Raw genomic sequence first — 20,775 nt, forward strand, 5'->3', positions numbered from 1 at the left:
CCGGTTATCTGGGTCATTGTGCCCGCCGCGGGCATCGGAAGTCGCATGGCGGCTGATGTACCAAAACAATACTTGTCACTGGCAGGTAAAACAGTTTTAGAGCACACGCTGACGCGCTTGCTGCACGCGCAGTACCTGGCCGGCGTGGTGGTAGCACTGCACCCGCAGGACTCCCGGTTTGCGACACTGCCTATTGCTGCCGATGCGCGCATTGCCACGGTGATCGGCGGCGCTGAGCGGGCCGACTCTGTCATCCATGCACTGCAATCCTTGGCGCCAGTACTTGGCCCCGATCACTGGGCGCTGGTGCACGATGCCGCTCGCCCCTGTTTAACGGTGGCGCAACTCAATCGCTTTATTGAAACTATTACCAGTCAATCAGGTGGTGGCATTCTGGCTGCACCGGTGGCCGATACACTGAAGCGCGTAGACGACCGCCAGCAAATTATAGAAACACAAGATCGCCAGGGGCTGTGGGCGGCGCAAACCCCGCAGCTGTTTCCGGCGCAATCGCTATTGCAGGCGCTACTGGCAGCGCGCGCCGCGGGCCAGGCCGTGACCGATGAAGCTAGCGCTATGGAGGCCGCCGGCTTTCGCGCGCAGGTTGTGCCGGGCCCCAGCCACAACTTTAAAATAACCCGGCCTGAAGACCTGCCATTGGCAGAACTCATTCTTCAGGCGCAACACAAGAGTTAACTTCCATGCGAATAGGGCAAGGTTACGATGTCCACGCCTTTGGCGACGGCGATAAAATTGTACTGGGTGGCGTGGTTATACCCCATACGCGAGGGCTGATCGCGCACTCAGATGGCGACGTCTTGTTGCACGCATTGGCCGATGCACTGCTAGGAGCTTGTGCGCTGGGCGATATTGGCAAGCACTTTCCCGACACAGATGCTCAGTTTAAAAATGCCGATAGTCGCGCGCTCTTGCGTATGGTGTTCGCCAAAGTGAAAGCGATGGGTTTCAAGTTGGCCAATACCGACATGACGATCGTCGCACAGACACCTAAAATGGCACCCTACATCCCGCGGATGGTGGAAAATATTGCCGAAGATTTACAAGCCACGGTAGCGCAGGTGAATGTGAAAGCAACCACCACGGAAATGCTGGGATTTATCGGTCGCAAAGAAGGAATTGCCTGCTACGCGGTGGTGTTGCTGGAGCCAGCGCTTTGAGCCGCGAGTTCGATTTACATTTCCCCTTTGCCCATGGCGAGCCTAGTGCACAGGCAAATTTTCGCACAGAGTGCGAAGATTTTGTGGTCAATGAGGTATTGGGGTTTACGCCTGCCGGCGATGGTGAGCATGTGCTGCTTGAGGTGCTTAAGCGCGACGACAACACGCCCTGGATCGCCAAGCAGATTGCCCGGCTGGCCGGTGTCCAACCCATGGATGTTGGCTACTGCGGCTTGAAAGACAGGCGAGCGGTTACGCGTCAGTGGTTCAGTGTATACCTGCCCGCTCAGGCTCCGGTGAATTGGGCAGAGCTGAACAGCGACAATTGCCAGTTATTGAGCCAGACGCGCCACACGCGCAAGTTGCGACGTGGTGAACATCAGGCCAACCAATTTATTATTCGCCTGCGCGACTGTCGCGGCGATCCAGAACAGGTCGCCGAGCGACTGCGCGCCATCGGTGACCGAGGTGTTCCCAATTACTTTGGCGAACAACGCTTTGGCCGCGCCGCTTCCAATCTACTTGCGGTTGACGAGTTGTTGCAAAATGCGCAATTGGAGCGGGCGCGCAGAGGCAAAGGCAAAGGAAAAGGCGGACGAAAAAAGCCCACTGGCAGCAGCCCTAAGGGCATGGTGTTATCGGCGGCGCGCAGTTGGTTGTTTAATCTGGTTTTGGCCGAGCGCGTGCGTCTGCAGTGTTGGCAGACCCCCATGGCCGGCGAGCCCGAATCTGTGCCAACCGGCCCTCTGTGGGGGCGCGGGCGCTCGGCCGCAAGTGGCGACTTATTGGCCTTGGAAGCGCAACAATTGTCAGGCTGGAGCGACTGGTGTGACGGCTTGGAACACGCGGGCTTAAGTCAGGAGCGTCGGCCCTTAGTGCTGCAACCGAGCGAGTTTAGCTGGCGCTGGGAGACCAGTGACCTGGTGCTGAGTTTTGCGCTGCCGCCGGGCCAGTTTGCCACGTCGGTGCTGCGCGAGGTGTGTTGCCTGCACAGCCCAGACACCGAGCCGCAATGACAAGTACACCCAGGTGTGGGACGAACATGAATGGCGCTGTGATATAGTTCACAGCGCTAAAGGCCGCCAGCCGGCCCAAAAGAATAAGCAGGACTAGTGGGGATCATTGCGTGACCAATTTGTTATTGCAGGGCGTCGGTATGACGTCCCAGCGCACCCGTGAAAGACTTATCCAACGCCTGATGGACCAAGGCGTTTCCAGCGAGCAGGTATTGGATGTCATTCGCAATACACCGCGCCACATTTTTCTAGACGAGGCGCTCTCGCACCGGGCCTATGAAGATTCCTCGCTGCCCATTGGCTTTGGTCAAACCCTGTCCCAACCCTATATCGTTGCCCGCATGACCGAGTTGCTGGTGGGCGCGGCTGCGCGACTCGATAAGGTGCTCGAGATAGGTACTGGCTCTGGCTATCAAACCGTGGTGCTGGCGCAGTTGGTTAAGCAGCTCTACAGCGTGGAGCGTGTCAAGCCGCTGCAGGACAAGGCGCGCGAGCGACTGCGGACCCTGGGTGTGCGAAACGTGTTGCTACGCCATGCGGACGGGGGCTTTGGCTGGCCGGAGCAGGGGCCCTTTGACGCCATTTTGAGCGCCGCGGCACCGCGGGTGGTGCCCGAAGGCCTTAAGCAACAGTTGGCGCCCAATGGCGTGTTGGTCATTCCCGTAGGCGGCGAGCAGCAGGAGTTACAATTGATTATGCGCGATGGCGATAGCGATACCTTTGTCACCCGCAGTATTGAACCGGTTAAATTTGTGCCTTTGTTATCGGGTACCACGCGCTAAAAGGAACGCTTCCACATGAAAGCAGTCGTTGGACGTTATTTACCTGTCTTTATCAAAGGGATGGCCATGGGGGCCGCCGATGTTGTACCGGGTGTTTCCGGCGGCACTGTCGCCTTCGTGACCGGCATCTACGATGAATTTCTAAACGCACTTCGCAGCATTCGACCTGCAACGCTGGCGCTGTTGTTCCGCGAGGGGCCGGGCAGTGCCTGGCGGGCTATCAACGGCAATTTTTTGTTGGCCGTGGTGGCGGGCATCGCCACTAGTCTGTTTACCTTTGCCGGTATTATCAGCTACTGCTTGGCGACCTACCCACTGCTTGTTTGGTCGCTGTTTTTTGGATTGATCTTCGCGTCCTCGGTGTACATGTTCCGGCAGTTGGAGCGGCGCGGTGGTTTGGAGGTGGCCTGTTTACTGGCCGGGCTGATCTTTGCCTGGGGGGTGAGCATCGTGCGGCCTACGGAGTTCCCACCGCACGACTGGATGCTGTTTTTTGCCGGTGCCTTGGCCATCTGCGCCATGATATTGCCCGGCATATCCGGCAGCTTCATCCTGTTGTTGATCGGCGCCTATCCGCTGTTTCTACACGCCTTAAAAACGCCGGACTTGATTATGTTGGGCTATTTTATGGCCGGCTGTGTGACGGGGCTGCTACTGTTTTCCCATGTGCTGGGTTGGTTGTTGGGACATTTTCGCTCTCAAACCCTGGCTGTGCTGACGGGGTTTTTATTCGGCTCGCTGAGTGTGATCTGGCCCTGGAAACAGGTCATGTCGACGCGCATTAACAGCAAAGGCGAGACTGTGCCCTTTATCCAAGATAATGTATGGCCAGCACAGTTCGAAGCGGCCTCCGGATTGGACTCTCAGTGGTTGTCTTGTTTGTTTATGATGGTGCTGGGCTGTTTGCTGGTTTGGGGTATCGAGTGGATCGCCGGCCTGATGGCACGTAAGTCCTCTCGAAAATCTGAAATTGGCCAAGATGGACGTAATTCGTTCACAAACTAACCGATCGAATTTAGATAATTTTCTAATATGTTTAAGCTGTTAATTATTAAATCGAATATAAGGCCGGCGTTTAGGTTGTGGGATTGCAGGGGATAGCAGGTAAAACACGACGGAGCACTTTTGGCCAACTTGGCCGAGTGCTGACTGTATTATTCCCCCTCCTTTTTCTCTCCGCCTGCGTTTCAAATGGGGGCAGTGCACCCGTCCACGATCGCACTCGGCCTAGCGTGCCCCAGGGTGTAGATCGGCATATTGTGCAAAAAGGCGACACTCTCTATTCCATTGCGTGGCGCTATGGTGTTGATTATAAAGAACTTTCTCGAAGAAACGGCATCGATCGAAATTACACCATCTATCCGGGCCAAATTATTTACCTCTCGGGCCCCGCAAAAAGTGTGACTGCCAAGTCATCTTCATCTAGTTCCAGACCTTCGGCCACAACGCAGAGGCCAGTGGCCAAAACGCCCACCTCTAAACCTGTCATTCCTGACATTTCTGCTACTATATCTGGGCCGGTTCACTGGCAGTGGCCAGCGAAAGGGAGAATCATTCGCAACTATTCTCCCACTAGTGGCTTGAATAAAGGGATTGATATTGAGGGGCGTTTAGGCGAGCCTGTGCATGCAGCCGGTGCGGGCGTTGTGGTCTACGCCGGTGATGGTTTAAGGGGTTATGGTCAGCTGCTGATCATTAAGCATGACGAGGTTTACTTAAGTGCTTACGCCCACAACAGCAAATTACTGGTAAAAGAAGGAGAAAAAGTTAAAGGCAATCAGAGAATTGCCGAAATAGGGTCAAGTGGTACTGATACCACTAAGCTTCACTTTGAAATACGACAGAAAGGACAACCGGTAGATCCGCTGAAATTCTTACCAAAGCGGAAATAACAATAGCCGGGCCTGGAGTAAGTGCAAGCCGACATTTAGCCAATAAACGATAAGCAGTCTTAAACTGCAGGCTAAATAGTCCGTCAAGGGTGTAGGGTTTGGGAAGTGCCTGTTAGGGCTTTCTTAGATTTTGCTAACCGAGAAGAAAGGGCTAGAACTATGGCAGTACAAAATAACAGGGATATTGCATCCTACGGAATAGAAGAAGTCGCTGTTCATGGCGCCGAAGAGCTGCTGAAAACAGCCACCAAAAGCAAAAGTGATTCCACGCGATTAACCAGTGCCTTTGAAGAGGCCGGTTCCTACCAAAAAACGCTAGACGCCACCCAGCTTTACCTCAATGAAATCGGCTTTTCGCCGCTATTGTCTGCCGAAGAAGAAGTTTACTTCTCGCGCAAGGCCCTTAAAGGCGATGAGAGCGCACGCAAGCGCATGATAGAGAGTAACCTACGGCTGGTGGTCAAAATTGCTCGCCGTTACGTCAACCGCGGATTAGCGCTGTTGGATTTAATTGAAGAGGGCAACCTTGGCCTGATTCGGGCTGTAGAAAAGTTTGATCCCGAGCGAGGTTTCCGCTTTTCCACCTACGCAACCTGGTGGATTCGCCAAACCATTGAGCGCGCTATCATGAACCAAACGCGGACTATCCGTTTGCCGATTCATGTGGTGAAAGAATTGAATGTCTATTTGCGAGCCGCGCGCGAATTGGCTCAAAAGTTAGACCACGAACCCACGCCGGACGAAATTGCTAACCTGTTAGAAAAGCCCGTTGCCGATGTAGAGCGCATGCTCAAGTTAAATGAGCGCGTCACCTCGATGGATGTGCCCATGGGGCCCTCTTCGGACAAGGCGCTGGTCGATTCGATCCCCGACCAACAGGAATCTGATCCAGTTATGTTGCTGCAGGATTCGGATTTGCACGAAAGTCTAGATGGCTGGTTGTGTGAATTAACGGAGAAGCAGCGCGAAGTGATCGCTCGTCGGTTCGGCTTGCGGGGTTTTGAAACCAGTACACTCGAAGAAGTGGGCCGGGAAATTGGATTAACCCGCGAGCGGGTGCGTCAAATACAGGTTGAAGCCTTAAAGCGGCTTCGCGATATTCTAGAGAAGCAGGGGCTCGACGGCCAGGCACTGTTCAGCGCCATGTAGCCGTGTCGTAACCATAAAAAATAACCCGGCATGCCGGGTTATTTTTTGCCTGCTATTTGGTAGAGGTTACAGCAGCGTAAAGTTTAATTTGCGGGTGTCGTTTTCTATGGCATCCAGTCTTACTCGTACCGAGGCATCCAGATGCAATACGCGAGCTTGTGCCTGTTCCTCGGTGGGCGGTAAAGTGAGCGTGAGTGCAATAGGATCGAAATCGGGTTTGCAGTCGCCTGTGCGCACCAGTGCAAAGCCTTCAGCCCCGTTTTCCACCAACCGGATACCAATGCCGGCGCTGTTAACCATGCTGATCTTGCCCTCAAACTCCGCGCCGATTTGATTGGCCAAGAATTGACAAAGCAACCAGCTCTCCGTTTGCCTTACCGCTTGGCGACCGCGACTTACGCGATCTTGCAGCAGCGCAATCTCCTGCTCCGGCAGCGCGGGTAGCGGCTGGTCGGTGAGCCAGGCGACAATAAGTAGTTGATTGTATAAGTCGTTAAAGCGGCGGATTGGCGACGTGATGGTGGCGTAATGGGTAAAACCCAGACCCAGATGCGGCTTGGCCTCGCCAGAAAGTTGGCCGGGTTGCAGTTGACGGCGGAAGTTAGACAGCAGGTGCTGCTGATCCTTGGCCTCTAGGGTCTTCACCAATTGCACGTAACCTGCCAGGCTTTGGACATCCAGCGCTGCCAGTGCTTCGTCGCCTGCCAGCATCTGCCTGATGGTGTCCAGCCGCTCTTCCCGGGGCCCCGCATGGCTAGAGTAAATAGCGGGTAAAGATTCGCGCGCGAAAAATTCGCCGGCTGCCACATTGGTAGCGAGCATGGACTCTTCAACTATTTGGTGGGCCTGCGTGCGTGCAACCACTGCAACTTCTTGAATTTTTAAGTTGTCATCCAGGGTGAAGGAATAGTCAGGTCGGTCTTCCATGATCAGGCAGTGGCTTGCTCGCCATTGGTGGCGGGCTTGGCTGAATGCATAGAGTTGCGCAACGGGTTGGTGCAGTGCCTCGGGAATAGCGCTGTTTTCGCCGTCGATAAACTGTCCAATTTGCTCGTAGCTCAGCTTTGCATGGGATTTAATGGTCGCTAAACAAAACTGCGTTTGGCTGATGGCGCCCTGGGCGTCAATGTCTAGCTTAGCCACCAGTGCCGGCCGCGGCTGCTCGGCAATCAGTGAAAAACTCTCGTGCGACAAAGCTTTCGGCAGCATGAGCTTTTGATTACCGGGAAAATACAAGGTATTGGCGCGCAACAGGGCCTGTTTGTACAACGGCTCCTGTGGGGTGACCAGACAGCTGGGCTGCGCGATGGCCACTTGTAGTTTGAAGCCGCCATCATCCTTGGCTTCCACGTGCAATGCGTCGTCCATATCCTGTGTGGTTGCACTGTCTATGGTGACGAAGGGCAGGGCCGTTAAATCTTCTCGTGCGCTGTCGGCAATCGCCTGAGGCAATTGGTCCGCCAAGACTTGCACGCTCTCGTCTGACTGTTTAGGGTCGTCGTGGTTGAGCACTGCCAAGTCGAATTTAGCGAGCATATATTCCGTTTCGATGCCGGGCTTGTCATCGCTGCCCACAATGCGCTCGACTCTGGCCTGCGCTTTACCTTGGTGGTGAAATGGGTGTTGGGCAATAGTGCACAGCAGAAAATCGCCGGGTTTGGCATTCCTTCGCGCCTTGGGGGGTAAAAAGATCCACCGGCTGAGTTGTGGCAAATCCGGCGCGACAAAATGGCCCTGGCCGCGCACGGTGTAGCGCCCCACAAACCGACCGAGGGTAGTTTCGAGAAGCTTTTCCAGTTTGGCCTCAAATTTTCCCGCTTGCTTGCCCTCGGTGACCTCGGTCACCTCCACTTGAACTCGGTCGCCAGGTAGTACGCGATCCATTTGCTCGGGCGCCAGAAAAGCGTCGCGACCATCGTCCAAATTAACAAAACCAAACCGCGATTGGGTTCCGCGTACAGTGCCTTGTGCGATGTCTTTGTTGTCGCGAATGGTTTGCTTCAGCTGCGTGAGTTGCTGCAGGGCTGAGGGATCAAGCATGGGAGATGTCTCTTGAGGTGAGCAGGGCGCACATAATAACAAAAGAGTTTGCTGGGGGCTCGCTTTTAGCCCCGCCTGCTAGAGGCACCACAAAATAGTTGGCCCACGCACCGACAAATGTCGTCCAAGTGGCTGGAATCGGCGTACACGCCGTCAATGACGAGCTGTGCCAGGCCGTGCAATGTGCCCCAGGTAACCTGTGTCAAGCGTAAGCTATCGTGAGTGGTTGGCAGTATGCCCGCCGCCTGCCAGCGTTTGACGGCAGAGACATGCAGCCGAAAAGAGCGGTAGGCGGTTGCCTTGAGCTGTTCATCGGCAAGTTTTTCGCGCCACAAGGCATGCCCAAACATCAAGCCATAGCGGGCGGGATTTTGGCTGGCATAGTCGAGATAGGCGCGAGCAAACTGGCTGTAGCGCAACGCCGGCGAGTCGGCCTCCGACACATTCAAATCGTTCATCAACCGATCCAGCTGGGAAAAGCCCTCTGCCGCCAGTGCGCACAGCAGTGCGTGTTTATCTTTGAAATGGTGATAGAGCGCGGTGCGCGATACGCCCAGGCGATCGGCCAGCCGACGCAAGCTGAGCCCGTCGATACCGGCGTCGCGGAGTAATTCGGCTGCTTCGCGCAGCAAGCTGGCGCGCAGATCGCCGTGGTGGTAGGGCTTGGCAGATTTTGGCATGGCGTGAATTTAGCAGCGAATCTTGACACTGTCAAAATGGCACACTAATCTTGACGCTGTTAAGTTGTAGGACGGTGCAGGCACTTGGCGCCTGTTGGTTGCGGCAACCCTCGAAATAAGGAATCCCCATGCACCCTTTGGAACAGCAATTCAGCGGCCTGGAAGCCTTTAAGCTAAGTGTTAGTCAGCAGGTGGCTCATTTACAGCTCAATCGGCCAGACGCCTTGAATACCATGAACTTGGCTTTTTGGCGCGAATTGCCCCAGTGTCTAAAGGCGGTGGATGCCGCCGGCGATGTGCGGGTTTTAGTGATGTCCTCCACGGGCAAACACTTTACCGCCGGTATGGACTTGGCGGTATTTGCCGGCCTGAACGGCCCCGAATTTCAATTAGAGGCCTCGCGTCGCGCCGAACTGATACGGCGTTGGGTGTTGGAGTTACAGGCCTGTTTTAGCCAATTGGAAGCCCTGCGCATGCCTGTGCTGGTCGCGGTGCAGGGCGGCTGTATTGGCGGCGGTATCGACATGATCGCCGCCGCCGATTGCCGCTATGCCACCGAAGACAGTTATTTCACGATTAAAGAAACCGATTTGGCCATTACTGCCGACCTGGGCACCTTACAGCGCTTGCCACACCTGATGCCCCAGGGCGTGGTGCGCGAGCTGGCGTTTACCGGGCGCAAATTCAGCGCGCAAGAAGCTAAGCAGTGGGGTTTTGTGAATCAGGTCTATCCCGATCAGGCGCAAATGCTGGACGCGGTAATGGCGCAGGCCACAGCGATAGCCCAAAAATCACCACTGGCGGTGCACGGTGTGAAGGAGATGTTGAATTACAGTCGCGATCACGCCGTGGCCGACAGCTTACGCTACGCGGCCACTTGGCAGAGCGGCATGTTTCACGCCCACGAGGTGTTAGAAGCCATGGGTGCGGCCTTTGAGAAGCGCAGCCCCAACTTTGAAGACCTACAACCGAATAAACCCAAAATTACTGAATAAAGCGAGTGAACTCATGGCACATGCAACCTATCCACATCTACTCGAGCCACTGGATCTAGGCTTCACACAACTTAAAAATCGCGTGCTGATGGGCTCGATGCACACAGGCCTGGAAGAAGCGGAAAACGGCTTTGAACGCATGGCGGTATATTTTGCCGAGCGCGCTCGCGGCGGTGTGGGTTTAATCGTGACAGGCGGGTTTGCGCCGAACCGCGAGGGCGCCACCAGCGACCACGCCGGTGGCATGGAAACCGAGGCCGATGCGCAGAATCACCGCAAGATTACCGAGGCCGTTCACCAAGAGGGCGGCAAGATCTGCATGCAAATCTTGCACACAGGACGCTACGCTTTTTCCGAAAAGCTGATTGCACCGTCGCCTATTCAAGCGCCTATCAATTTTTTTACACCGCGCGAAGTCACTGAAGCCGACATTAATCAACAAATCGCGGACTTCGTGCGCTGTGCCGCACTGGCGCAAAAAGCCGGTTACGACGGCGTGGAAATCATGGGCAGTGAAGGTTACTTCATTAACCAGTTTATTGTGACCCATACCAATAAACGCGACGATCGCTGGGGTGGCGACTACGAAAATCGCATGCGCTTTGCCGTGGAAGTGGTGCGTGCCGTGCGCGAAAAAGTCGGGCCGGAATTTATTATTATTTACCGCCTGTCTATGTTGGATTTGATAGAGCAAGGTAGTAGCTACGAGGAAGTGATTACTCTTGGGCAGGCCATTGAAAAAGCGGGCGCCACCATCATCAATACGGGTATTGGTTGGCACGAGGCGCGTATTCCCACCATTGCCACTAAAGTGCCGCGCGCTGCGTTCACCTGGGTGACCGCCAAAGTTCGCAAAGCTTTAAGTGTACCGGTGATCACTTCAAACCGTATCAATACGCCCGAAGTGGCCGAACAAGTGCTGGCCCGTGGCGATGCCGACATGATCTCCATGGCGCGCCCATTTCTGGCCGACGCGGAATTTGTTAACAAAGCCGCAGAGAATAGGGCCGATGAGATAAATACTTGTATCGGTTGCAATCAGGCCTGCCTGGATCATGTGTTTAGCTTAAAAATGAGCAGTTGTCTGGTTAACCCACGCGCCTGCCACGAAACGGAGTTGGTAATTAGCCCAACAACTGAGCCGAAAAAATTTGCAGTGGTGGGCGCGGGCCCCGCCGGTTTGGCCTTTGCTACCACGGCGGCCGAGCGCGGCCACAGCGTGACATTATTCGACGCTGCAGCCGAAATAGGCGGCCAGTTCAATATTGCCAAGCGCGTGCCGGGCAAAGAAGAGTTTTATGAAACTCTGCGCTACTTCAAGCGCCGCTTGGAGCTGTTAGCGGTGGATGTACAACTCAATACCCGTGTGGATGTCTCCGCCTTAAACGATGGCGACTACGACGCGGTGATACTGGCTACCGGTATTTCACCGCGCACGCCGGAGATTCCCGGGATCGATCACCCCAAGGTATTGAACTACTTGGATGTCTTTGCCGGTAAACCGGTAGGTGACAAAGTGGCGATTATTGGCGCCGGTGGTATCGGCTTTGACGTAGCCGAATATATTACGCACTCTGGGCAAGCGACATCGCTCAATGTGGAAGCGTTTATGGCCGAGTGGGGCGTCGATATGTCAATGCAGGCGCGCGGTGGCGTGGCTGGTGTACCTAAGCAGCAAGCGCCATCAACACGTGAAGTGTGGTTGCTGCAACGCAAGGCGTCCAAGGTGGGTGCCGGGCTGGGTAAAACCACTGGCTGGATTCACCGTACTGGGTTGAAGCACAAGGGCGTGCACATGGTCCCCGGTTGCGAATACGTTAAGATCGACGACCAGGGTTTGCACATTAAAGTGGGTGACGAGTCGCAACTGATTCCGGCCGATACCGTAATCGTTTGTGCCGGGCAGGAGCCGCGCCGCGAACTGGAGGCCGGTTTAAACTTGCCCGTTCATTTAATTGGCGGTGCCGATGTGGCAGCGGAACTGGATGCCAAACGCGCAATTAACCAGGGCACGCGTTTAGCTGCGGCACTTTAATGCCGCGGGAGATGGGCTCGGAGACCACCGAGCCCAGATGCTCCCAAGTGCGCTTAGACGGCGACTGGGCGCGTTCGACTAAAGGTCGGCTGATTTTATTGTGTCATTAGGCCTAGCAGGGCTTGCGCAGGGTGTCGCAGTGCAATACCAGCTTCGCGTTTAGTTTGGCTGCGGCAGGAGTAGCCGGTCGCCAACAGTTGTGCCTCTGTGTTCGCTTCGATTGCTTTGCGCCAACTCATATCAAATAATCGGGCGGAGTTTTCTCGGTTGCGGCTTTCGTGGCCATAGGTACCCGCCATGCCGCAACAGCCGGTTTCCTCAATCTGCAAGGCCGCTCCTGCCCGCTCAAAGATCCGCTGCCAGTCTTTAAGGCTGGCGGCGGCATTGGTTTTTTCCGTGCAGTGAGCCAGCAGTTTAAAGTGGTGCTTTGATCCGGACTCACCGTGCGCAGTGTCGGCTGGCCATTGCCAGTCTGCGGTTGCCAGCCACTCTTGCAGAAGGGCTACCGACGGCGCCTTGTCTGCGCCCAGCGTTTTGACATACTCGGCCCGGTACGCCAAGGTCATGGACGGCTCAATACCCACCAGCGGTATGTCGGCGTTGGCCAACTGATTGAGCATGGCGGCGTTGGTTTGCGCTGCCTTTTCAAAAGGCGCTAAAAACCCGTGTACATGCAACGGTTTACCATTGGGTTTAAAGGGCGCTAACAGGGGCGTGAAGCCCAGCACTTTTAGAAGTTGCAAATGGTCGAGTAGCAGTTGTGTTTCAAAATAGCTGACAAAAGCATCTTGAACGATAACCACTGCGCGTTCTTTTTGCTCGTCGCCAAGTTGTGCGATGTTGTCGGGTGTCGCCCACAAAATGCCAGCAGCCGCAATAGACTTTTCAATGGAAATGCCCGATAGCAAGGGGCTGTCTACCATGCCGGCGACGCGGTCCAGTAAAAACTTAACGGGCGCAAACTTCATCATGCTGTTATACAGCCAGGGCACTCGGGCCAGGGTTGGCACCATTAATTCCAGGCCGCCAATAAAATAATCTTTAAGCGGTCTGAGATAGCGGCTGTGATACAGCTCTAAAAATTTCGATCTGAACTCGGGCACGTCTACTTTAACAGGGCATTGGCCAACACAGGATTTGCAGGCCAGGCAGCCCTGCATGGATGCCATCACTTCGTGTGAGAAGTCGTAGTCGCGATTCAGGGAATTTTTAATGCGCCCCGGTAGCTGTGCAAGGAAGGATTTTTTACGGCTGTGCGCGGCGACTGCAAGAGGGTCGACGTTGCGCTCGGACAATTGCTTCAACCATTCCCGCACCAACGAGGCGCGCCCCTTGGGCGAGTGAATGCGCTCGCGGGTGACCTTCCAGCTGGGGCACATGGCATCATTCGGATTCCAGTTGTAGCAAGCGCCGTTGCCATTACAAAACATGCCCTCGCGATAGCCTTCCCATACTTGCACGGGAATCTTTCGGTCTTCGTCGCCGCGCGTGGGCGCGCCATCGAGCGGTGTCAGCGCGAAACTGCTGTCGGGTGTGGCAATTTTTCCGGGGTTGAGCTGGTTGTAGGGGTCGAAGACACCTTTGATGCGCTGCAGCTGACTGTAAAGATCGCCAAAAAATGCCGGCGCATATTCGCTGCGCAAGCCCTTGCCGTGCTCGCCCCACAAAAGCCCATTATACTTTTGCACCAGCGCCACAACCGCGTCGGTAATGACGCGCACCCGGGCAATCTCCGCCGGGTTTTTCATATCGAGAATTGGGCGCACGTGCAACACGCCGGCGTCCACGTGACCAAACATGCCATACTGCAGTTGATGGCTGTCGAGCAGCGCGCGGAACTCGGTAATAAAATCGGCTAGGTTTTCGGGCGGTACGCAGGTGTCTTCCACAAAGGGCATGGGGCGCGCCTCGCCATCTACATTGCCCAATAGCCCCACCGCTTTTTTACGCATTCCCCAGATTTTATTAACGCTAGCGTGGCCGCGAACCACTGAAAAATCGCAGTTTTTATTGGCTGTGCCTTTCACAGCGGTGAGTTTGGCGCTCAGTGCGGCCAGCTTTTCTTCGAGCGCCGCTTCGCTGTCGGCCGTGTATTCCACCAAGTTAATGCCTGCCACCTGGTCATCTACCGGCGGGAAAAAGTCGCTGACCGAATGCCAGACAATGTCATTCTTGGCCAGTGCAAAAACGCGCGAATCGATGGTTTCAATGGAGGTGGGTTCTGCGCGCATTAATTCGGTAGCGTCTCGCAGCGCTGCATCAAAATTTTGATAGAGCACGTTTACCAGGGCCGTGTACTTTGGGATAGGCAGCAGGTTGAGCTTTGCCTCGGTTATAAACGCCAGTGTGCCTTCTGCACCGCACAAAATACTGTTTAGGTCTAACTTGCCCTCGGGCGTGTAAATGTGGGCCAAGTCATAGCCCGTTAGGCAGCGATTTAAGGCGGGAAATTTAGCGGCAATGGCAGCCCCGTGTTCTTTGGCAATGTCGCGCAATACCCGGTGCGCTTCGCCCACTCTGTCCTGGCGTTCGCAGATGGCGTTGAGCTCGAGTTCGCCCACTGGGTGCGAGCCCCAGTGACTGCCATCTAAGAAAACGCTGTGCAGCTCAAGTACGTGGTCCCGTGTCTTGCCGTAGAGGCACGAACCCTGGCCTGAGGCATCGGTGTTAATCATGCCGCCTATGGTGGCGCGGTTACTGGTGGACAATTCCGGGGCAAAAAACAACCCGTGGGGTTTAAGGGCGGCGTTTAATTGGTCTTTGACCACGCCACACTGCACGCGCACCCAGCGCTCTCGTACATTGATTTCCAGAATTTGGTTCATGTGCCTGGAGGTGTCTACCACTAGGCCATCGGTTAGCGATTGGCCATTGGTACCGGTGCCACCGCCACGGGCGCTGAGCACAATATTTCGAAAGCGTGGTTTGGCTGCCAGTGCAGTGATCAGCAGCAGGTCCTCTGTGTGCCGCGGGTAGACCACGCCCTGGGGCAGCACTTGGTAGATGGAGTTATCGGTAGAGAGCACCGTGCGATTGGCGTAATCGGGGTTCAGCTCCCCGGCGAAACCCTCGGCTTTTAAGGCGTCGATGAAGTCCAGATAGTGCTGCTGGACGGGCGATGTAGTGCGAATAGCTGGAATCATCTTGGGGCGCCTACTGGCAATCAATCCTGTTTCGGGGGCGCATTTTAGCGATTTCGTGGCGCGCTGGCCAATGCTGTGCAACGGCTTCAGTAAGGCGTGCTAAACAGCGCTTCACTGGCGGGTGGCTCGCGGCACTCGTCCAGCGCCAGGTTAAACGCCGGCAAAAACGCCGGGAATTGCGCCAGAAATGCCTTGCTGAAATAGGCGTGCATGGGCGCCTGCTCCAGCCGTTTACGGGTCAGTGGCAACATGTCGGATTGGGTACTCAGGGTGGCGTCGATAAACATTTCCGAAGCGACCAGTGCGCCAATGCGCGCCGTTTGCAGCATGCGGGCGAGCTGCTCGTAGCTGTCGACCACTGCGATCGGATGGTTTAAGGATTCCGCCAGCGCGAGCTCGTAGTGCGCGCCCCGCATGACTCCTACGTAACTCAAAAGCTGTTGCGGGTTACTGGGTTGGAAGTCGGGGCGCGACAGCAACACCTTGTAATCCGCCATCAGTGCTGCCGACGGTTCCGCAAACTGATCCCGCCTGGCCGTTAAGTTAGCGGGGAAAAATCCGTCTACATCGCCGGCCTCCACATTGCGCTGCGCACGCACAAACGGCATACCGGTAAACTTGAAGTGAATGTGCAGGTGATCGCCGACGCATTTAAACAGGAGGGGGTAGCGGCCCTGCAGTTCGTTCTCCTGATAGCTGAGCAAACCGGGAAAATTAGCTGAATCGGGTCCCAGCGTTTGCAGGCGCACCTCGGTGGGCAACTCGGCCCTGGCTGTCAGGCCGAAGCTAAATAAGACCAGCAAGGTCGTGCTCCAGCGTCTTAGTAAGCGCACGCAAACTCCTTTAGTGAACATTCTTGGTATATATAGCTCTAGCGCATCGTTTTTTTGGCGATTAATTGCGCAGGCACTATAATGCCTGCTCAACCACCTCTAGGAGCAAGGATAGATGCGATTGATAGGTACAGCCTTTTTGGCACTGTTGATAACGGGTGCGACACAGGTTTGCGCCCAGGGTTTTGCCGGATTATACAAGGATAGGGCGGGTAGAATGGAAATCTCTTTGGGAGCCAATAATTTAGGCGCCTGGGATGCAAAGGGCAGTAATGGCGCACAAATGTCAGTGGCGTCCGATGTGGGTTGGAGTTTTGGCATGGGTTACAACTTCGACAATCACTGGAATCTTTCCTTTGCGGCTGACTATAACAGCCCAAAATTTGACGCTACAGCAATCAATTCAGACGGTGATTCGGTAGATATTAGCCATAAGCTAACCACCTATAGCGGTCAGGTGAACGGTACCTACCATTTTATGGAAGGTGCTTTTACGCCCTATGTACAAGCGGGGCTCGGCTGGTCCTATGTGGATACTAACGTCAGCGCCGGGCTGCCCTCCACAGGCTGCTGGTGGACCTGGTATGGCTATGTTTGTTCATCCTACTACAACACCTATAACGCCACTGAATTCTCCTACAGCGCCGGCGCTGGTCTGCGCTATGAGTTTAATCGCAACCTGTTTGTCCGGGCCGGCTACACGGGCCTGTGGTTAGACTTGGGCAGCTCCGACGCGCGCGTGGACATAGGTCGCTTAGAAGTGGGCTTTATGCTTTAAAGTTTTTCACATAGGTCAAAAACCCGCGTCTGCGGGTTTTTTTATGCCTTCCATCCACAAAATGACGGGATAGACCTGTGGATAACCTCAGGGTAACCGCCGGTATCCCCGACGGCAGCTGGTGTTGCAGGGGGCGGTGTGTTTTTTGAGCGGCCTTATAGTATTTTTTGTTCTTTGAAGGTTGTGCGAAAGTCCAAAGTGTCTTCTATCTTTATACAAGGGGAGCCTGGGTGTGATGGCCCGGGGATAGGAGCGCGGTCGGACGGTCGCGATAACACGCTGGAATAATAGGACTCAACTTGAAGCGAAGAGACTTGCTTACCGGCCTTTTTGCCGCATCATCGTTTGCACTGGGGAATGCGTGGCTTTGGAAGCACGCGCAAGATATCTATAGCCCAACCACCGCAAATGACCCACTAGTCACTGGCGATATATCGGATTCTGAAAGCGCACTGGCCATCGCCGGTCAGCCGCCTGCAGCCCGTAATTCCACGCCAGCTGCCAGCGCTGCACCGTCGCCGGCTGTGTCGCCGTTACCACACAGTGAGCCAACGCCAACATTTGTGGGCGAGTCGCCGCAGACTGTGGAAAAAACTGTCGCCAGCACCTCGATTGCGACACCGAGCAGTCAGGATCGCATACTGGAAAAGGTGCGCAATTTCGAACAAGAATTTGCCGACGATATTTACCTGTCAGAGCAAGAGCGTATCGTAATGCTGTCGGTATTGACGCGCTTAGAGCGAGCAGAAGCGTTTATCGGGCACGGCAATTACAATATTTGCAGTTTTGACTACCTGTTTAAAGTGGCCAACCGTTTTCCACAGGTAGGCGCCTTTAGCCAGGTGGAGCTGGATTTTATCGAGCGGATATTTTTTACCGACGCCAAACAGTACGGCTTTATGGGCGAAAAGGTGATTCCGGATTTGACCGCGCAGATTCCGGATGCCGACGTATTGAAGGTACCTTACAGTGGTCAATATGTATTTAAGGGGCAGTCTGAGCAGTACTACCAAAAGCTCAAACGCGACATTGGCGAAAGTATTATTTTAACCTCGGGTATTCGCAGTAACGTCAAGCAAATGCACCTGTTCTTGGCGAAGGCCGCGGTGTCCAACTTCAATCTCTCAAAGGCCTCGCGCTCCCTGGCGCCACCGGGGCATTCGTTCCACGGCGTGGGAGATTTTGACGTAGGTAAAGTGGGTTGGGGCATCGCAAATTTCAGCGACAAATTTGCCCAAACCGACGAATTTAAACGCATGCAAGATCTGGGCTATGTCCAAATACGCTACACCGAAGACAATCGCCTGGGCGTGCGCTTTGAGCCATGGCACATTAAAGTCGTGTAAACTGAGCCCTGTTCATCGCGCGGTTAGAGGCACCCATGGGCGAGGTCATTCCCTTTAAAAAACCCAAGTTAAAAGACAAGTTTAAGGGTAAAACCCTGTGTCGCGAAGGTTTTCACAAGTGGGTGGTGGTGACCGACAATAAATTTGACGTAAAACAAGGGCGGCTGGTTACTGTGTACCGTTGTCAGCGCTGCGGCGAGCAGAAAACTCGCGCCCATTAAACTAAATGTGGCTCAAACATTTCCCAATCCGAGTCCTTGCGGTAACTCCCAGCGCTATTTCGGGATCAGTTGTGTGCGCGTGCGGCTGAACAGGTCGTGCAAGGTCTGCTGATCTTTGTCGATTAACGCCCACCAGTAGCCCAGGCCCGCGCACGCAAGCGAAAGTACCGCCAGCAGCCAGCGCAGCAGGGCAGTGGCGAAATCCAGCCGTTCGCCACTCTGTTTGACCACCGCTATTCGCCAGGTTTTCATGCCGAGTGTTTGTCCAGAGCGAATCCAGAAAAAACTGAAGTAGAGTGCCAGTAAAACTATCCAGCCCACAAAGCCAGGCCAGCCTAGGTTGGCTTTCTCCCCTTCTGCCAGCGCGTAGCCGAACAGGGCGACCTTGGCCCATAGAAAGGCTGCACCGTAGGCGATGCTAACAGCAATCACCAGCAGGCTGTCGTAAAGCATCGCGCCCAGACGGCGCAACAAGGAAGGGTATTGAGCTTCGGTCATGGCTGTGCGTGTGTGCTTGTGTAGGTCAGGGTAAAGGGTGCTTGTTCGGCCGGGCAGCCTAAACTAACCAGCCCGCAGCCATCAAGAGGCAGTTCTTCGCGACGCAAATAAATTTCTCGCTGACCCTCGGGGGTGACATAGGTGCCATTTGTGGAGTGGTCCACCAGCACAAACTTCCCCCTACGGTACAGCAAATGGCAGTGCTCGCGCGAGGCCAGGGGGGTATCGGTTTGCAGGGCATTACTGCTGGCGCGGCCCAGGTGAAAGGGCGTTTGGCTGGGTAATATATCGACGCTGCCGTTGGGGGTATGCAATTGCAGGCACTGCCTGTGCACCTGTTGGGTAACGTGCATAAGCGACATCACCTGGGTGGCATTGTGGAGCTCCCGGGCTGCCTGCCACTGCACCCGATAGATCAGCGACCGCTCGGCGCCACCTTTTAAGGCGACGCGGTCAAATTCTCGGCACTGCTGTTGGTGTGTGTCCTTGAGGCTAGTAAACAACTTCGCAGTGATAATGATTTCCTCTGCCCGGGCTATTTGGGCCACGAAGGCGGCGTCGTTCACCGTTTCGCCGAAAATGTCGTCATCGGTGATCAGCACATCGCCAAAACAGATGCCAATGCGCAATTGCAGGGCGCCCTCTTGGGTTAGCCGCTGAATGGCTATGGCTGCTTGCAGGGCGCTGTCGCTGGATTGAAAGCACACCATCACTTCGTCGCCAATGGTCTTAACCAGTTTGCCCTGGTGTCGGTGCACCTCAACCGTCGCCCGCTGCAGTAGCTGGCGAATCTTAAATTCAGCCGCGTGGTTGCCCAGCTCCCGGTACAAGTGAGAGCTGCCGCACACATCGGCGAATAAGATGGCCCGGCGGCCCGGTGTAGTTGGCATGAATCGCTCTCTGGCAGAAAGGGCCAATTATGAAGGCATGTGCGGCTGGTTACAATTCACCCACTCGGCAACAAAATTAAACACGGCAGCCCCAAATAGACTACAGCTGTTAGCAGAGTTTGCTATCCTGCCCGCTGCAGTCCTTCTGGCGGCAGGTGCAGCCCCGAGGTCTAGGCCCCGATTTTAAGCGCCCGAACAAAATGGGCATTCGTGAAACGTAAAGGAGAAGTGAAATGGCAACAGTGACACTGCATGGAAACCCCTTTGAAACTGTAGGGTCTTTGCCCGAAGTTGGCAGCGCAGCACCTGCTTTTACTCTGGCCAAGGCCGATTTATCCGATGCCACCCTGGCAGGTTTAGCGGGCAAGCGCGTTGTGCTGAATATTTTCCCATCGATCGATACGCCCACTTGCGCCACCTCGGTGCGCGAGTTCAACAGCAAGGCGGCCGCCTTGGATAATGTAGAAGTTGTGTGTGTATCGGCGGATTTGCCGTTTGCCCTCGGTCGTTTTTGTGGCGCAGAGGGTATTAGCAATGTCACCGTTGCTTCCAGTTTCCGTTCCAGCTTCGGTAACGACTACGGCGTTGCCTTTAAAACTGGTCCGCTTGCGACCCTGCTCTCTCGGGCGGTGGTAGTTATCGATGCAGAAGGCAAGGTAATTTACACCCAGCAGGTAGCTGAAACAGGCGATGAGCCAGATTACGCTGCTGCGTTAAACGCGCTGGCCTAACTGAGTCTACCTAGCTTATCCCTCGCCCACTGGCGAGGGAGATGCAAGCCCCTAAAAAGCCTCGGCCAGTGGTCGAGGCTTTTTTATGGATAAGCCAATGTGGTTGGGCCTAAGGCAATAGATATTAGGTGCTATGGCCATTCATTGGCGCTCGTTCAAACTGTTGCACTGTGTGTCGAACTTGGGTGCCTGTGCTCGCAGGTCTCTGACAGCCACAAAAGGTGCTGTCCAAAAAGCGCGATTCAATGAGTGAAAACCTTATTTGGGAAGGGGACGGCCGGATTAATGGTAATAGCCTAGGGGCTATTACCACCCCTGCGGGGCTTTCTGGCGCTCGTTCAAACTGTTGCACAGTTTGTCGAACCGGGGTGCCTGCACTCGCCGGCCACTGGTAGTCACAAAAGGTGCTGTCCAAAAAGCGCGATTCAATGAGCGAAAACCTTATTTGGGAAGGGGGCGGCCGGATTAATGGTAATAGCCTAAGGGCTATTACCACCCCTGCGGGGCTTCGCTAGCGGTCGTTCAAACTGTTGCACAGTTTGTCGAACCGGGGTGCCTGCACTCGCCG

19 protein-coding genes are annotated in these 20,775 nt (G+C 55.0%); 13 read left to right on the forward strand and 6 right to left on the reverse strand.

Going from position 1 to position 20,775, the window contains the following annotated elements:
* The first annotated feature begins 18 nt into the window (after positions 1-18).
* The 7 genes from ispD (at position 19) to rpoS (ending at position 6,017) form a co-directional block, all read left to right on the forward strand.
* Positions 19-696 carry a 2-C-methyl-D-erythritol 4-phosphate cytidylyltransferase gene (gene ispD / locus ACW8F6_RS08645; RefSeq protein WP_491575475.1) on the forward strand — a complete coding sequence of 226 codons (678 nt, stop codon included), beginning with the start codon at positions 19-21 and terminating at the stop codon, positions 694-696.
* A 5-nt stretch (positions 697-701) separates the two neighbouring features.
* Positions 702-1,178: a 2-C-methyl-D-erythritol 2,4-cyclodiphosphate synthase gene (gene ispF / locus ACW8F6_RS08650; protein WP_491575458.1), complete on the forward strand. Its 477-nt coding sequence runs from the start codon at positions 702-704 to the stop codon at positions 1,176-1,178.
* Entirely contained in the window at positions 1,175-2,194 is a 1,020-nt protein-coding gene (gene truD, locus ACW8F6_RS08655) for a tRNA pseudouridine(13) synthase TruD (protein ID WP_491575459.1), read from the forward strand. Before ispF ends, truD begins: the two co-directional genes overlap by 4 nt.
* 140 nt (positions 2,195-2,334) lie before the next feature.
* A complete protein-coding gene (locus ACW8F6_RS08660; protein WP_491575476.1) occupies positions 2,335-2,976 on the forward strand; it encodes a protein-L-isoaspartate(D-aspartate) O-methyltransferase in 642 nt (213 codons plus the stop codon).
* A 15-nt stretch (positions 2,977-2,991) separates the two neighbouring features.
* The gene (locus tag ACW8F6_RS08665) at positions 2,992-3,981 is read left to right on the forward strand and encodes a DUF368 domain-containing protein (RefSeq protein ID WP_491575460.1); all 990 of its coding nucleotides are present in this window, start codon (positions 2,992-2,994) and stop codon (positions 3,979-3,981) included.
* A 254-nt stretch (positions 3,982-4,235) separates the two neighbouring features.
* Positions 4,236-4,868 (forward strand): peptidoglycan DD-metalloendopeptidase family protein, encoded by a 633-nt coding sequence (locus ACW8F6_RS08670; RefSeq protein WP_491575461.1) that lies wholly within the window; start codon positions 4,236-4,238, stop codon positions 4,866-4,868.
* A gap of 159 nt (positions 4,869-5,027) precedes the next feature.
* Positions 5,028-6,017, forward strand: coding sequence for an RNA polymerase sigma factor RpoS (gene rpoS, locus ACW8F6_RS08675; protein WP_491575462.1), 990 nt, complete (start codon positions 5,028-5,030; stop codon positions 6,015-6,017).
* Positions 6,018-6,083: 66 nt separating this feature from the next.
* Here the strand turns inward: rpoS and ACW8F6_RS08680 are convergent, their stop codons facing one another.
* A complete protein-coding gene (locus ACW8F6_RS08680; protein WP_491575463.1) occupies positions 6,084-8,057 on the reverse strand; it encodes a VacB/RNase II family 3'-5' exoribonuclease in 1,974 nt (657 codons plus the stop codon).
* A gap of 65 nt (positions 8,058-8,122) precedes the next feature.
* Positions 8,123-8,737 carry a TetR/AcrR family transcriptional regulator gene (locus tag ACW8F6_RS08685; RefSeq protein ID WP_491575464.1) on the reverse strand — a complete coding sequence of 205 codons (615 nt, stop codon included), beginning with the start codon at positions 8,735-8,737 and terminating at the stop codon, positions 8,123-8,125.
* A 128-nt stretch (positions 8,738-8,865) separates the two neighbouring features.
* Between ACW8F6_RS08685 and ACW8F6_RS08690 the strand changes: the two genes are divergently transcribed.
* Together ACW8F6_RS08690 and ACW8F6_RS08695 are read left to right on the forward strand one after the other, a co-directional pair.
* Positions 8,866-9,732 carry a crotonase/enoyl-CoA hydratase family protein gene (locus ACW8F6_RS08690; protein WP_491575465.1) on the forward strand — a complete coding sequence of 289 codons (867 nt, stop codon included), beginning with the start codon at positions 8,866-8,868 and terminating at the stop codon, positions 9,730-9,732.
* 13 nt (positions 9,733-9,745) lie between these two features.
* Positions 9,746-11,767, forward strand: coding sequence for an oxidoreductase (locus ACW8F6_RS08695; protein WP_491575466.1), 2,022 nt, complete (start codon positions 9,746-9,748; stop codon positions 11,765-11,767).
* 95 nt (positions 11,768-11,862) lie between these two features.
* Here the strand turns inward: ACW8F6_RS08695 and ydiJ are convergent, their stop codons facing one another.
* Positions 11,863-14,910 (reverse strand): D-2-hydroxyglutarate dehydrogenase YdiJ, encoded by a 3,048-nt coding sequence (gene ydiJ / locus ACW8F6_RS08700; RefSeq protein WP_491575467.1) that lies wholly within the window; start codon positions 14,908-14,910, stop codon positions 11,863-11,865.
* A gap of 86 nt (positions 14,911-14,996) precedes the next feature.
* The gene (locus tag ACW8F6_RS08705; protein WP_491575468.1) at positions 14,997-15,743 is read right to left on the reverse strand and encodes a substrate-binding periplasmic protein; all 747 of its coding nucleotides are present in this window, start codon (positions 15,741-15,743) and stop codon (positions 14,997-14,999) included.
* Positions 15,744-15,858: 115 nt separating this feature from the next.
* Between ACW8F6_RS08705 and ACW8F6_RS08710 the strand changes: the two genes are divergently transcribed.
* From ACW8F6_RS08710 to ACW8F6_RS08720, 3 genes are all read left to right on the forward strand, one after another.
* Positions 15,859-16,521, forward strand: coding sequence for an outer membrane protein (locus tag ACW8F6_RS08710; RefSeq protein WP_491575469.1), 663 nt, complete (start codon positions 15,859-15,861; stop codon positions 16,519-16,521).
* A 299-nt stretch (positions 16,522-16,820) separates the two neighbouring features.
* The gene (locus tag ACW8F6_RS08715) at positions 16,821-17,867 is read left to right on the forward strand and encodes a M15 family metallopeptidase (RefSeq protein WP_491575470.1); all 1,047 of its coding nucleotides are present in this window, start codon (positions 16,821-16,823) and stop codon (positions 17,865-17,867) included.
* 35 nt (positions 17,868-17,902) lie between these two features.
* Complete coding sequence (locus ACW8F6_RS08720) at positions 17,903-18,088, forward strand: hypothetical protein (RefSeq protein ID WP_491575471.1); 186 nt, start codon at positions 17,903-17,905, stop codon at positions 18,086-18,088.
* 54 nt (positions 18,089-18,142) lie between these two features.
* Here the strand turns inward: ACW8F6_RS08720 and ACW8F6_RS08725 are convergent, their stop codons facing one another.
* Both ACW8F6_RS08725 and ACW8F6_RS08730 read right to left on the reverse strand, forming a co-directional pair.
* On the reverse strand, positions 18,143-18,586 hold the full coding sequence (locus ACW8F6_RS08725) for an RDD family protein (protein WP_491575472.1): 444 nt from the start codon (positions 18,584-18,586) through the stop codon (positions 18,143-18,145).
* Positions 18,583-19,476 (reverse strand): adenylate/guanylate cyclase domain-containing protein, encoded by an 894-nt coding sequence (locus tag ACW8F6_RS08730; RefSeq protein WP_491575473.1) that lies wholly within the window; start codon positions 19,474-19,476, stop codon positions 18,583-18,585. The genes ACW8F6_RS08725 and ACW8F6_RS08730 overlap by 4 nt, the downstream gene beginning before the upstream one ends.
* 233 nt (positions 19,477-19,709) lie before the next feature.
* Here ACW8F6_RS08730 and tpx point away from each other — a divergent pair, with 233 nt between their 5' ends.
* On the forward strand, positions 19,710-20,207 hold the full coding sequence (tpx, locus tag ACW8F6_RS08735; RefSeq protein ID WP_491575474.1) for a thiol peroxidase: 498 nt from the start codon (positions 19,710-19,712) through the stop codon (positions 20,205-20,207).
* The last annotated feature ends 568 nt before the right edge of the window (positions 20,208-20,775 follow it).

The sequence above is a fragment of the Simiduia sp. genome (genome assembly GCF_058345725.1).